This window comes from Luteolibacter arcticus (assembly GCF_025950235.1).
GTDB lineage: Bacteria > Verrucomicrobiota > Verrucomicrobiia > Verrucomicrobiales > Akkermansiaceae > Haloferula > Haloferula arctica.
In genome coordinates this window covers 154,488-166,493 of the sequence record NZ_JAPDDT010000005.1, presented here as the reverse complement: position 1 = coordinate 166,493, position 12,006 = coordinate 154,488, and the positions used below count along the sequence as shown (strand labels likewise).

The 12,006-nt window shown below is 64.0% G+C and carries 11 protein-coding genes; 9 read left to right on the top strand and 2 right to left on the bottom strand.

Translation table 11 applies throughout. The annotated features are described in order from the left end of the window. The first annotated feature begins 112 nt into the window (after positions 1 to 112). The 4 genes from OKA05_RS13810 (at position 113) to OKA05_RS13795 (ending at position 4,723) form a co-directional block, all read left to right on the top strand. A complete protein-coding gene (locus OKA05_RS13810; protein ID WP_264487744.1) occupies positions 113 to 2,242 on the top strand; it encodes a CHASE3 domain-containing protein in 2,130 nt (709 codons plus the stop codon). Then, positions 2,235 to 3,350 carry a hybrid sensor histidine kinase/response regulator gene (locus tag OKA05_RS13805; RefSeq protein ID WP_264487743.1) on the top strand — a complete coding sequence of 372 codons (1,116 nt, stop codon included), beginning with the start codon at positions 2,235 to 2,237 and terminating at the stop codon, positions 3,348 to 3,350. Before OKA05_RS13810 ends, OKA05_RS13805 begins: the two co-directional genes overlap by 8 nt. Positions 3,351 to 3,475: 125 nt before the next feature. Further along, positions 3,476 to 4,315, top strand: a complete 840-nt coding sequence (locus tag OKA05_RS13800; protein WP_264487742.1) for a DUF1194 domain-containing protein — start codon at positions 3,476 to 3,478, stop codon at positions 4,313 to 4,315. 63 nt (positions 4,316 to 4,378) lie between these two features. Next, positions 4,379 to 4,723 carry an SH3 domain-containing protein gene (locus OKA05_RS13795; RefSeq protein ID WP_264487741.1) on the top strand — a complete coding sequence of 115 codons (345 nt, stop codon included), beginning with the start codon at positions 4,379 to 4,381 and terminating at the stop codon, positions 4,721 to 4,723. Between the two features lie 4 nt (positions 4,724 to 4,727). Here OKA05_RS13795 and OKA05_RS13790 read toward each other — a convergent pair whose 3' ends face one another. Continuing rightward, positions 4,728 to 5,621: an ADP-ribosylglycohydrolase family protein gene (locus tag OKA05_RS13790; protein ID WP_264487740.1), complete on the bottom strand. Its 894-nt coding sequence runs from the start codon at positions 5,619 to 5,621 to the stop codon at positions 4,728 to 4,730. Positions 5,622 to 5,698: 77 nt separating this feature from the next. On the opposite strand from OKA05_RS13790, the gene OKA05_RS13785 reads away from it, so the two are divergent. From OKA05_RS13785 to OKA05_RS13765, 5 genes are all read left to right on the top strand, one after another. Next, a complete protein-coding gene (locus tag OKA05_RS13785) occupies positions 5,699 to 6,961 on the top strand; it encodes a Glu/Leu/Phe/Val family dehydrogenase (protein ID WP_264487739.1) in 1,263 nt (420 codons plus the stop codon). A 37-nt stretch (positions 6,962 to 6,998) separates the two neighbouring features. Continuing rightward, positions 6,999 to 7,529: a Uma2 family endonuclease gene (locus OKA05_RS13780; protein ID WP_264487738.1), complete on the top strand. Its 531-nt coding sequence runs from the start codon at positions 6,999 to 7,001 to the stop codon at positions 7,527 to 7,529. Further along, complete coding sequence (locus OKA05_RS13775) at positions 7,529 to 8,497, top strand: MDR family NADPH-dependent oxidoreductase (protein ID WP_264487737.1); 969 nt, start codon at positions 7,529 to 7,531, stop codon at positions 8,495 to 8,497. The genes OKA05_RS13780 and OKA05_RS13775 overlap by 1 nt, the downstream gene beginning before the upstream one ends. Positions 8,498 to 8,539: 42 nt before the next feature. After that, positions 8,540 to 9,397 (top strand): hypothetical protein, encoded by an 858-nt coding sequence (locus OKA05_RS13770; protein ID WP_264487736.1) that lies wholly within the window; start codon positions 8,540 to 8,542, stop codon positions 9,395 to 9,397. Positions 9,398 to 9,459: 62 nt separating this feature from the next. After that, positions 9,460 to 9,795: a hypothetical protein gene (locus OKA05_RS13765; protein ID WP_264487735.1), complete on the top strand. Its 336-nt coding sequence runs from the start codon at positions 9,460 to 9,462 to the stop codon at positions 9,793 to 9,795. A 117-nt stretch (positions 9,796 to 9,912) separates the two neighbouring features. Here OKA05_RS13765 and OKA05_RS13760 read toward each other — a convergent pair whose 3' ends face one another. Then, on the bottom strand, positions 9,913 to 11,976 hold the full coding sequence (locus tag OKA05_RS13760) for a TonB-dependent receptor (RefSeq protein ID WP_264487734.1): 2,064 nt from the start codon (positions 11,974 to 11,976) through the stop codon (positions 9,913 to 9,915). Positions 11,977 to 12,006: the final 30 nt, after the last annotated feature.

Below are 12,006 nucleotides of genomic sequence, written 5' to 3'. Positions count from 1 at the left end.
CAAGCCTGCGGGTCGTCCCCGGGTGAATGCGTTTGAAACCAGCGGCTTGGAGGAAAGAGCTTGTCGCTCAACGGCCGGGATGGTGCCGTGTAGCGGAAAGCAGCCCGAACGCATGCGACGGCACTTGAAGGCCCGCTATTTGGTTCCCGCCCTCGTGGCGCTCGTGATGATCATTTACGGTGCGGTCACCTCGGTGCGGAACACCCGTGCCATCCTCGAGGACGCCAAGAGCGTGGATCACACCCACCGGGTGATGATGGAACTGGAAAACTGCCTGACCGCGATGCTCAACCTCGAAACGGGTCAGCGCGGCTATGTGATCACTGGCCAGGAAGACTACCTTGCGCCGTACCATGCGGCAGTGGGCGAGGTGGACAAGCGGATCGATGTGCTGGCGGAATTGATCGGGAAAAGCCCCGTCCAGCAGGATCGCATGAGGCGGGTTCGGGATGCCCTCCGCCTGAAGAAGGAAGAGCTGGCGCGCGGAATCGACGTGCGGAGCAAGCAAGGATACGAAGCCGCTGCGGCGATCGTCGATACCGGCGAGGGCCGCACCCTGATGGATGAAATCCGGGTGCAAATCGAAGCGATGCGCCTGGAGGAGGCGAATCTGCTGGCCGAGGGGCAACGACGGATGGTGCAGAATTTCAAGGATACCAATACCGTGGTGGTGACCACCGGTGCCGTGACCTTGCTCGCGGGGGTGACCGGCGTGGTGCTGCTCGGGCTCTACCTCATGGCGAAGGAGCGCGAGGCGAAGCTGGAGCTGGAGAAGGAAAAGGCCGAGCAAGCGGACAAGGCCAAGACCGACTTTCTGGCGATGATGAGCCATGAGATCCGCACGCCGATGAATGCCATCCTCGGCTTCGGCGAGCTGCTCCACGAGTCGGTGGAAAAACCCCAGAACAAGCATTTCGCCCACGCGATCGTCACCAGCGGCCGTGCCTTGCTGACGCTCATCAACGACATCCTCGACCTCTCGAAGATCGAGGCGGCGAAGCTGGAGTTGAATCCGGAAGCGGTGGAGATGAAGCGGTTCACGGACGGTCTGGAGACGCTGTTTTCCTACCGGGCGCGTGAGAAGGGGCTGGAGTTCTCGATCCGGCTTGAGCGCTCGGTGCCGGCCTACTTGTTCTTCGATGCGCTGCGCCTGAGGCAGGTGCTGGTGAACCTGATCGGCAATGCGGTGAAATTCACCCGCGACGGCCGGGTGGCCGTGACGATGCGGGGCGAGAGCGAAGGGGAAGGCGACGAGATGTTCCTGGCCGTGGAGGTGGAGGACACCGGCATCGGGATCGCCCAAGACAAGCTGCGCGACATTTTCCGCCCCTTCTATCAGGTGGAATCCCAGCAGAGTCGCCAGTTCCAAGGCACCGGGCTGGGCCTGAGCATCTGCGAGCGGCTGGTCGTCCTGATGAACGGGGACATCGGGGCGCGCAGCACTCCGGATAACGGCTCCATCTTCCACCTGCGGGTGCCGGTGCGCCGCTGCCACGGCCAAGTCGTGGAGACCAACGCCGGCCTTGGCGACGGGGTGGTGGACTTCAACCGCCTCGCGCCCGCGAAGATCCTGGTGGTGGACGACGTGCCGTTGAACCGCGAGCTGATCCGTGGCTTCCTCCAAGGCACTCACCACGAGATACTGGAGGCGGAGAATGGCGAGCAGGCGGTGATGCTGTGCCTGCGCCAGAAAACGGACGTAGTGCTGATGGACCTGCGGATGCCGATGACCGACGGCCGCGCCGCGCTCGCGATGCTGAAGGCGAACGAGGCCACCAAGCACATCCCGGTGGTGGCAATGTCGGCCTCGACGTTGCTGGACGGACAGGAGGAGCTCAAGCGGATCTTCGACGGCTTCGCGAGCAAGCCGGTCAGCCGGGAGCGGCTCTATCTGGAACTCGCGCACTTTTTACCCGTCCCCGCCGCGGCGGCCACCGCCCGGCCCAAGGCCGCGGAGCCCGTGGTGATCGCGGCCAGCGATCGCACGTGGCCGGAGCTGCGCCCGGACCTCGAGCGGCTGCGCGAGACCAAGCTGGCGTCCTTGATCAAGCTGGTGCCGGCGCAGGCGACGGCTGGCTTTGCGGGCGAGATCTCGGCGCTGGCGCAGAGCCACCATTGCCCGCCCTTGGAAGACTACGCCCGCCGGCTGGCGACCGCGGCCGGGACGATGGATGTCGCGGAGGCAGGCCGTTTGCTGGAAGCTTTCCCCGGAGTGATCGAATTGCTTGTTGCCGATGTCTGACTTCGATCCGTTGCCGCCGCCGTCTGGTCCCGCCCTCATCCTCGTGGTGGATGACGAGCCGAGGAATATCCAGGTCGTCGGCCCGCTGCTGCTGAAGCAGGGTCACGAGGTCATCGCGGCCGGCAGCGGGGAAGAGGCCTTGGCCAAGATGCGCACGGCCAAGCCGGACCTGCTGCTACTGGATGTGATGATGCCGGGAATGACCGGCTTCGACCTGTGCCGGCGCTTGCTTTCCCAGCCCGAGTGGCACGGCCTGCCGGTGATCTTCCTGTCCGCGGTCACCGACAAGAGCTTCGTGACCGAGGCGCTGGCTGCCGGAGCGGTGGACTATGTCACCAAGCCCTTCCACGGCCCCGAGCTGCTCTCGCGCGTCCAACTCCACCTGAACCTGCGGCAGATGCGCCTGCGCCTGTCGGCGGCGGTGGAGGAGCGGAACCATCTGCTGGAGATCGTGGCGCACGATCTCAAGAATCCGCTGGGAGGCGTGATGTTCGCCGCGGCGATGCTCGAAGAGGAGGCGGGTTCATTGTCGCTGCAACAAGCGCGGTTGGTGGACAGCATTTCCCAATCGGCGGCGCGGGCGCTGGAAATCACCGCCTCGCTGCTGCAGACCCAGCGGCTGGAGGAGGCGAAATCCCATCTCGAGCTGACGTCGCTGTGCCTGCGCGATTACGCCGTGCAGGCGATGGAGGCGCTGTCTCAACAAGCGGCGAACAAGGAAATCGAAGTCACCCTCGAGTGCGCCGCTGAAACGATTCCGGTCCGCGCTGACCGCCGTTCGCTGCTGTGCTCGTTGGAAAACCTCGTTTCGAACTCGATCAAGTTTTCGCCGCCCGGTTCGCGGGTGTGCGTTCGTCTGACGAGCGAGGGCAGCGATGGGGTCTTCCGGATCGAGGATCAAGGCCCGGGTGTGAGGGAGGACGAGCGGTCGAAGCTCTTCCGCAAATTCACCCGCCTCAGCGCTCGCCCGACCGGCAACGAGCTCTCCACCGGTCTCGGGCTTCACATCGTCCACGAGCTGGTGAAGGCGATGGGTGGGGATGTTTATTACGAGGACGCGGCCAATGGCGGCGCGTGCTTCGTGGTCTCGTTGCCGCTGGCGAGGTGAGCCATTAAGTTCCTCGGCGAAAGCGGCGATTCATAAAAATCCCGCCGCCGGCTCCCTGCGCGGAAAAAACCATTGAAAACTTAGTAAATTTAAGTAATCTGGTTTTACTAAATTTTAAAATATCCGTGACAACCTCCCTCTCCCTCCCTTGTTCCCGGGTCCGGTCCGGCTTGCTGGCCCTTGCTGCTGCCTGTGCGCTCGTCCTTCCGTCGAATGCCGGCAACGTGGATACCGAGCTGTTGATCTTGGTCGATGCGCAGACCTACTCCCAGAGCGACTTCAACCTGATCCTCGACAACGTCGCGAAGTCCTTCGAGAGCCAGAGCTTTTACGCCGCGGTGACCCAAGGCGGGGTTTACGGCAAGATCGCGTCCTCGGTGATGCTCTACAACCTGCCGACCAACCCCGTGGTGATCACGTGGCGCGAGCTGACCACCCAGCAGGATTTCTTCAATTTCGCCAACAGCGTGCGGAGCATCGCCTATCCGAACACCGGCTGGGGCGTCAGCTACGTCAACGCCTTGACTTCGGCGACGAACCACATGGCTGCATCCCCTTCGAACGGGACCGTCCAGCAGATCACGATCATCGACGACGCGACCGGCTTCTATCAGGCGGACGCGAACGCGACGAGGGCCGCCCGCAATGCGGCGCTGGCCTCAGGCGTGGACGTCATCAACGCGATGGTTTTCGACGCCGCCTATCAGGAGGCGACGGTCACCAACTACTATCAGGCGAACGTCATCAGCCCGACGACCGGCTCGGTGAGCGTGGTCTCCAGCCCGCAGGGCGGACCGAAGCCTAGCGCTGACATGGCTCTCATTTCCAGTGCCGTGCAAACTTCGGTCGCCGGTCCGACCATTCAGACCGCGCAGGCCATCCCGGAACCGACTGCCGCGGGTGTTTTGGGTTTGGCGGGCGTCCTGGGTCTGCTTCGTCGCCGTCGCATCGGTGGGGAGGCCTGAGCCTGATCTCCATGCCGTTTTCGGGCATCGACTCCCGCGGCGGTTTACGGTCAGCATTTCCGCATGCCCCGCTTCACTGCCAATGCCGACTACGAGGAAAAGGACACGAATCCGATCCGCCTGGTGCCGGGCGATGAAGTGACCGTCGGTCCGGTCGATCGCGCGTGGCCCGGCTGGGTGTGGGCGGAGGACGACAGCAACAACGACGGCTACGTGCCCGAGGACATCCTGGAGCCGCTGGGCGAAGGGCGCTATGCCGCCATGGAATCCTTTGACCCGACCACGCTGGTGATCCACCGCGGGGACGAGCTGGAATCGCTCAAGCAAATCCACGGCTGGCACTGGTGCCGCAATGCCTCTGGCGAGGAAGGCTGGGTCGCCGGCTACCTGCTGAAGCCAGTGGCCTGATGGTTCACTGGGGTAGCAAGCGCTCGATCGTCTCGATCGAGCGCAGGCCGCTGCTCCACTCCGCGGGAAATGCCGCTGCCCCATGGCGGGCACCCAACAGCAGGCCTAACAACAGGCCCCGCGCGGCGGAGTCGCCGCCGAGCATGGCATTCGCCGACAGCGCCGCCACCGGGTCGGCCTCATGGCGGAAGGCCACCGCGAGGGTGATCGGAAACGCCCCGCCGATGCCGCAGCCGAGGCCCAGCGCGCCGGCTTGCGCCGCGAGATCGCCATCCGCGGCATCACGGCCGAGCGTGACCCAGTCGATCGCTGGCAGCGCGTCGTAGGGATGCGAGGCGGCTTCGTCGAAGGTTTCCTCGAAGCCTGCGCCCCCGGCGATTGAAAGTGCCGCACGGGCGAAGAACTCGGCGGCATCGATGACTTGCGGGTCGCCATGGGTCAGCGCGGTCTGCGCCCGGGCCAGCGGGACCAAGGTTTCCACCTCACGGGTGAAGGCAAACAGCGGGGCGATGCGCGCCGCACCGCCGAGATCGTGGGAGTCCGAAGGCTCCGCGACGCCTGCGGCGAGGTTTTCCAGCGTCCCGCGGGTCGCGCCATCGAAGTAGCTGCTCTTGTCGTCGCGGATCGTTTCCGCCCAGTGGCGCCAATCGGCTGGCCAGTTCGCCAGGCTGCCGCCGGCCCCCGCCAACGACTCCAGCAGCGCCAGCGTCTGGTCGCCGTAGTGGGTCAAGTCGCCGGCCGCCTTGCTGGCGGGGTGGTACGAACTACGGGGCGCGTCATAGGAACGGATGCCGCCCGGATACCACACCGCGATTTTGGCCGGGTCATAGACCCAGTGCGGGCCGAGGGCGAGGGCATCTCCGAAGAACGACGGGAGGACGAGGTCACGGGCGGTCATTGGCGACAGTTTCGGCAGGAATCGTTCCCGAGCAAAGGATTCGTTGGCATCCTCCGATCCACGGTTAGAAAGATCCCATGCGCGACGAACTTCTGCGAAACCCGGTCTTCGCCATGGCGGCCACGCAATTCGACGGAGTGGCCGATTTCCTCGGCCTCAGCGACGAATTGCGCGAGCGCACCAAGTGGCCCAAGCGACTGATCACCGTGACCGTGCCGATCCGCCATGACGACGGCTCGGTCAAAGTCTATTTCGGCCACCGCGTGCAGCACCACCTGACCCGCGGGCCGGTGAAGGGCGGCCTGCGCTACCACCCGAACGTCGACCTCGGCGAGGTCGCCGCATTGGCGATGTGGATGAACTGGAAATGCGCGCTGATGGACCTGCCCTTCGGCGGCGGCAAGGGCGGCATCACCTGTGATCCTCGCACGATGAGCCACGGCGAGCTCGAGCGCATCACCCGCCGCTACACGATGGAGATGATCCCTTTCATCGGCCCGGACATCGACATCATGGCCCCCGACATGGGCACCAATGAGCAGACCATGGCGTGGATGACCGACACCTACTCGACCCACGCGGGGCGTTTGGTCCCGGGCATCGTGACCGGCAAGCCGCTTTCGCTCCAAGGCTCGGCCGGCCGCACGCAGGCCACCGGCCACGGCGTCGCCTTCCTGGCCTGTCGTGCGTTGAACAAGCTGAACCTGCCGATCGAGGGGGCCACGGCCGTCGTGCAGGGCTTCGGCAATGTCGGCTCGTACGCCGCCTACTCGCTGTCGAATTCCAAGGTGAAAATCCTCGGGGTCTCGGATGTGACCGGTGCGATCTGGAATGCCGGCGGCATCGATACCCGCAAGCTGCGCGACCACGTGGCCTCGCGCGGCAGCATCCAGGGATTTGCGGAAGCCGAGCCGATCGATCCGGCGGCACTGCTTTGCCAGCCGTGTGACATTCTGATCCCAGCCGCCACCGACATGGTCATCACCGGCGAAAATGCGCCGCTGCTGAAATGCAAGGTGCTCGCCGAGGGGGCCAATGGTCCCACCACGCCCGAGGCCGATGCGATCCTCAATGAGCGCGGCGACATCTTCGTGATCCCCGACATCCTCTGCAACGCCGGTGGCGTGACCGTCTCTTACTTCGAGTGGGTGCAGAACCTGCAACGCTTCCAGTGGACCGAGCGGGAGGTCCTGACGAAGCTTGAAACGATGCTGGAGAACGCCTTCTCCCGCGTGCTGCATTTCGTCGAGCGCCACAAGCTCCCGCACCGCACCGCCGCGCAGGCGCTGGCGATCAAGACGGTGGCGGACGTGAAGGCGCAGCGGGGATTGTTCCCGTGAACTTGCGATGTGAGGGGATTCCCGCTAGCTTCCTTTCATGAGCCTCGCGATCCAGCTTCCGCCGCGGCAGGACCAGATGGAGTTCAATCTCCGTGTCTGGGAGCGGCTGCTTGCCGATCCGGAGCTCGCGAAGATCGCGGGTCGCTTCGAGACCGACCGCCACGGGCACATCATCATGTCACCTCCTCCCGGCTCCTTCCACAGCTCGCGCCAGTCACGGATCGCGATCCTGCTTGATCGTTTGCTGGGAGGTCGCGCGCTCACCGAGTGTCCTCTCTCTACTTCCGATGGCGTGAAGTCCGCCGACGTGGCGTGGTTTTCTGAGATTCGCTATGCCCGTGCCTTTGATCCGCGCTGCTTCCTGGAAGCCGGCGAGATCTGCGTCAAAGTCATCTTGCCCTCGAACACCAAGGCGGAGATGGAGGAAAAGATGGCGCTCTATTTTGACTCGGGTGCGATCGAGGTCTGGTTCTGCGACGAGAGCGGCGACATGCGGTTCATCGGAAAAGAGGGCCCGCTGGAAGGTTCGCTGTTGTGCCCGGATTTTCCGGTGTTCATTGAAGCCTGATGCAAGCGCTCCGGTTTCACGAATTCGGCAAGCCCGACGAGGTATTACGGTTGGAGCCGCTTGATCTGCCTTCTCTAGCAGATGGCGAGGTGCGCTTGAAGATCCTGGCGGCCCCAGTGAATCCGGCGGACCTGAATCTCATCGAGGGAACTTACGGCGTGAAGCCGGAGTTGCCCGCGGTGCCGGGCATCGAAGGCTGCGGTGAGGTAGTCGAGAGCCGGTCGATGGATTTCCAAGCGGGTGACCGTGCCATCGTGCTGCGCCGCGCGGGGAGCTGGGCGACGCACGTGCAATTGCCGGCGGAGAATCTCTTCAAGCTGCCCGCGGGACTCGATCCCTTGCAAGCGGCGATGCTGAAAGTGAATCCGGCGACGGCGTGGCGGTTGCTCACCGGCTTTGCCACGCTCGAGCCCGGCTCGTTGATCGTCCAGAATGCGGCGAACTCCGGCGTGGGACGTTGCGTGATCGCCATGGCGAAAGAACTCGGGCTACGTACGATGAACCTCGTACGTCGCGCGGAGCTGCGCGAGGAATTGCTCGCGCTCGGCGCGGACGTGGTAGTGACGGATGACGACGCGGGACTTGAAGGGGCGAAAGCGGCTGGCGTTGAAAAGCCGAAGCTCGCCTTCAACTGCGTCGGCGGCGAAAGCGCGTTGCGGCTGATGAACCTGCTCGCGCCCGGCGGCATCCACGTGACCTTCGGCGCGATGGCTCGCAGGCCACTTACGGTTCCGAATGGCTTGCTCATCTTCAAGGATCTCCAAATCCGCGGTCTGTGGATCACGAAGTGGATTGAAGCCGCGCCCAAACAAGAATTGGACGAGGCCTATGGAAGGCTCGCCCGCTTGATGCTCGACGGCAGCATGGGTTTACCGGTCGACTCGACCTATTCCCTGGATGCGTTTGATGCTGCCCTCGAACGCGTGGGCGGGGCCGGGCGAGAGGGAAAGGTGCTTCTGGTTCCTTGATCTGACAGGTGGGAGCGCGAGTGGACGTTTCATGCAACCGGAATGAAGACTCTGGTTGCATGGATGGCCTTGGCTTTGACCGCGTCCGCGGAAGAACCCGCGAAGGGAGAGAAATTCCTCAGTAATGGAGAAGTGAAGATCGGAGTCGACCTTTCGTCAGGAGGATCGGTGTTCTGGCTCTCCGAACTGCCTGGGGACCGTAACTTGCTCAATCACTTCGACCGCGGTCGCTTCATCCAGCAGTCCTACTATGGCAAGCCCGACGGCTCAAAATGGGTCGAGAAACCGTGGCGCTGGAACCCGGTGCAAGGCGGCGACTTCAAGGGAAAGCCGGCGCGTGTCCTGGAGACCCGGGTGGAAGGCGGCGAGCTTTACGTCAAAAGCGTGCCGGTCAATTGGGCCGGCGGCCAGGATGTGGAGGACTGCCGGATGGAGGAATGGATCAAGCTTGAGGGAAAGATAGCGAAGATCCGCTTCCGCTTCACTTACACAGGAAACGAGGAACACCCGCCCGCCCATCAGGAACTGCCCGCGGTCTTCATCGACCACGCCTTTCCGGACCTCGTCTGCTACAGCGGAGCCAAGCCATGGACGGGAGAACCGCTGTCGGTGCGGCAACCCGGATGGCCGAACGAAAGCTGCAAGGCGACGGAGGAATGGGCGGCATATGTCGGACCCGATGGCCGGGGAATGGGGGTGTATTTCCCGGGCAACAGCGAGCTCACCTGCTACCGCTATACCGGTGAAAACGGCCCCAAGGGTGCGGGGTGTTCCTACTTTGCTCCGGTCCGCACGATGCAGATCAAGCCGGGTTTCGTTCACGATTACACCATCCACTTGAGCATCGGGACTGCGAAGGAACTGCGCGAACGGTTCTCTGGAATTAGGAAGAGGCAGTGAACCGCGTGTGTCTCCTGTGATTGGGCTCGATCAAGGGCCGTGTCCGGGCATCTTCCTGAGCCATGGAGTTCACGTTCACACCGGTTCGTATCGGTATCCTGGTGGCTTTGCTGGCGGGGTTCTGGCTGTTAGGCGGCTTCAACATCCCCGGCGATGGCTTTGGTTATCTCCGGAAGCCGTGGCTGTATTCCATCCTGCTGTTTGGCTTGGGAAGCGTCTGCGCCACCATTGTGGATCACTGGGTGGGGAATCTGGACCGCAGCAATTTGCGTTGGCTTTACGTGGTCATGGGAGTGCTCGGCATGGGTGGTGCCTTCATGTATCAGCACGTTTTGAAATCGCGGATGAAGATGGAGCTCGAGTCGCTTGCCATGCTGGATATCGACGCGGGGATTTAGCAGCACGTATGCGCGTTCGTGAGAACGCGAAAGGAAGGGTGAGGTCCGCTTCACCGGTGGCTTCCGCGGTGTCACCACCGCGCCTACGGTGGCGGAATGAATTCCGCTCCCAGTTTGTTAGAACGCCCACTCCGCGCCGACCCAGAAGGATCGTGGTGCGGCGATGGTGCGGATGCCGTCGCTGCTCAGGCCGGTGGCGATTTCCTCGTCCAAGAGATTGTCGACCCGGGCGTGCAGCATCACCTGCTCGGTTGCCTGCCAGGTCGCGCCGATGCGCGCGCTGGTGTAGCTCGGGATGCGGCGTTGGGCGAGGGCGTCGTCGTATTGATCGGCACCATACTCGTAGCCGGCGGAGAAGGTGAGGGTGTCGGTTGCCCGCCAATCGGCGGCGGCGATCAAGCGCAGGTCGGGTGCTTGGGGAAAGGGCTTGCCGTCCAACAGCGGCTGGGTCGTGGACTCGCTGAATTCCGTGTCACTCCAAATGCCATCGACACGCAGGGTCACTTCCTGTCTGGGCTGCCATTCCGTGCCGACTTGTAGCCCCAGCACGCGGGCTTCATCGACATTCTGCCGCTGCGAGCCGGAGCCGCCGGGCGGGATGGTGCCGAAGATCGCGGCGATCTGCGCGGGGTCGGTGATCGGGACATTGGCGATGGCGTCGCGGATCCAGTGGTGGAAGAGGCTCGCGTCGAACTTCAAGCACTCCGCCGCCTGCCAATCGACTGTGCCCTCGATGCTGTAGAAGCGCTCCGGATCGAGCGCCGGGTTCGCCTCGGTGATGTCGTTGCGGACGCGGAAGGGACGGTGAAGTTCGTTGAGCGTCGGCAGGCGGAAACTCGTGCCCGCGGAGAGGCCAAGCGTCACATCTTTTGTTAGATCATGCGAGAGGGCGAGTGCGAGCGACGGCTCGACTCCATCGCGATCCGGCTGAATGTCCTTCCGCAGCGTGGAGCCATTCACCAGCGACTTCTCGATGCGGCGGCCATCTTCCAGTTCCCATGCATCGAGGCGGATGCTGGCATCGATCCGCGTGTCGGTGCTGGCCTCGTAGCCCGCGGCGGCGAAAACACCGGTCAGGCTTTGCTCTCCACCGGCTTGTCGCCTGCGCACGAAGCTGCCCGCGACAAAACCGGCGTCCTCATTCGTCGCTCCGTCGGTATGGCGGAAGTCGGCCCCGGTGGTGAGCGACCACGGTCCCTCCGGTTCCCATTGCAGGGTAAACGCGGCACCGGTGCCGTCGCCGGGAACGTGGAACTGATCGAGCGATGGCGTCTCCGCGGTGCGCGTCGCATTCACCGAGGTGAACATCGACTGGAAGCGCCGCTGCTGCCGGTAGGCCAGTGCTTGCCAGGAAAGTCCGCCATCGTCCTCGGACGTGACGCGCACTGCGAAGTCGAGGGCTTCGGTGGAGTTGCCGGCGAGGGGTGTGCCGTTGTTACGATCTTCCTCGTACCACGAAAACATCGGCTCGACGGTGATGCCCGGTGCCGCGCGCCAGGCGAGCTTGAGGTCCGCGCCATACGAGTCGATCGCCAGCTTGCGGTCGATCGTTCCGCGCTGCCACGACGGCACCGCGTAGAAGCCATCCGAGTGCAGGCCGAAGGCCGAAAACGTCACCGCCAGCGAGTCATCATCCGCCACCAGCGTGTGTGAGGTGGATGCCGAGTAAGTCCCCTGTGATCCGCCGCCGACTCGCAGCAAGTGGCGCTCTTCGAACGCGGGATGACTGGTGAGCTGGACCACGCCCGCGGGGCTGGCATTTCCCCACACGGCGGCGCGCGCGGCAGGGACGATGCGGACCGACTCCAGCGTCGAGGGATCGTGGCGCGCCCAATAGACCCAGCCGCCGAAGGGATCGTTCTGCGGAATCCCATCGAGCACCACCAGCGTGCGCGAGGCGGCGGTGGCGCCGGTATTGCGCAGGCTCACGCCGGCCGAAGTGGGATTGCCGAAGAGCGAGGTTTGGCGGCGGTAGAGGGAAAACGAAGGCTCGCTGGCGAGCAACTCGTCGAGGGTGCGCGGCGCTCTGTTGGAGAAGTCCTCTTCGTCCCATTCGGCGAGCGTCCAGCCGGGGAGGTCGGCCACGCTACCGCCGCGACGCTCGGCGAGCACGGTCATTTCCGGCAGCGCGTCCTGGGCGGCCAGCGGGGAAATGACAACGAGGAGGGGGAGCGTTTTCATCGTTGCTTGAGTCGCGGCCACCGTTGCGAT

What these genes read in the sequence shown, in the direction of transcription:
- OKA05_RS13810 (WP_264487744.1), top strand. Translation starts at nt 113, where the DNA reads ATGCGACGGCACTTGAAGGCCCGCTATTTGGTTCCCGCCCTCGTGGCG.
- OKA05_RS13805 (WP_264487743.1), top strand. Translation starts at nt 2,235, where the DNA reads ATGTCTGACTTCGATCCGTTGCCGCCGCCGTCTGGTCCCGCCCTCATC.
- OKA05_RS13795 (WP_264487741.1), top strand. Translation starts at nt 4,379, where the DNA reads ATGCCCCGCTTCACTGCCAATGCCGACTACGAGGAAAAGGACACGAAT.
- OKA05_RS13790 (WP_264487740.1), bottom strand. Translation starts at nt 5,621, where the DNA reads ATGACCGCCCGTGACCTCGTCCTCCCGTCGTTCTTCGGAGATGCCCTC.
- OKA05_RS13785 (WP_264487739.1), top strand. Translation starts at nt 5,699, where the DNA reads ATGCGCGACGAACTTCTGCGAAACCCGGTCTTCGCCATGGCGGCCACG.
- OKA05_RS13780 (WP_264487738.1), top strand. Translation starts at nt 6,999, where the DNA reads ATGAGCCTCGCGATCCAGCTTCCGCCGCGGCAGGACCAGATGGAGTTC.
- OKA05_RS13775 (WP_264487737.1), top strand. Translation starts at nt 7,529, where the DNA reads ATGCAAGCGCTCCGGTTTCACGAATTCGGCAAGCCCGACGAGGTATTA.
- OKA05_RS13770 (WP_264487736.1), top strand. Translation starts at nt 8,540, where the DNA reads ATGAAGACTCTGGTTGCATGGATGGCCTTGGCTTTGACCGCGTCCGCG.
- OKA05_RS13765 (WP_264487735.1), top strand. Translation starts at nt 9,460, where the DNA reads ATGGAGTTCACGTTCACACCGGTTCGTATCGGTATCCTGGTGGCTTTG.
- OKA05_RS13760 (WP_264487734.1), bottom strand. Translation starts at nt 11,976, where the DNA reads ATGAAAACGCTCCCCCTCCTCGTTGTCATTTCCCCGCTGGCCGCCCAG.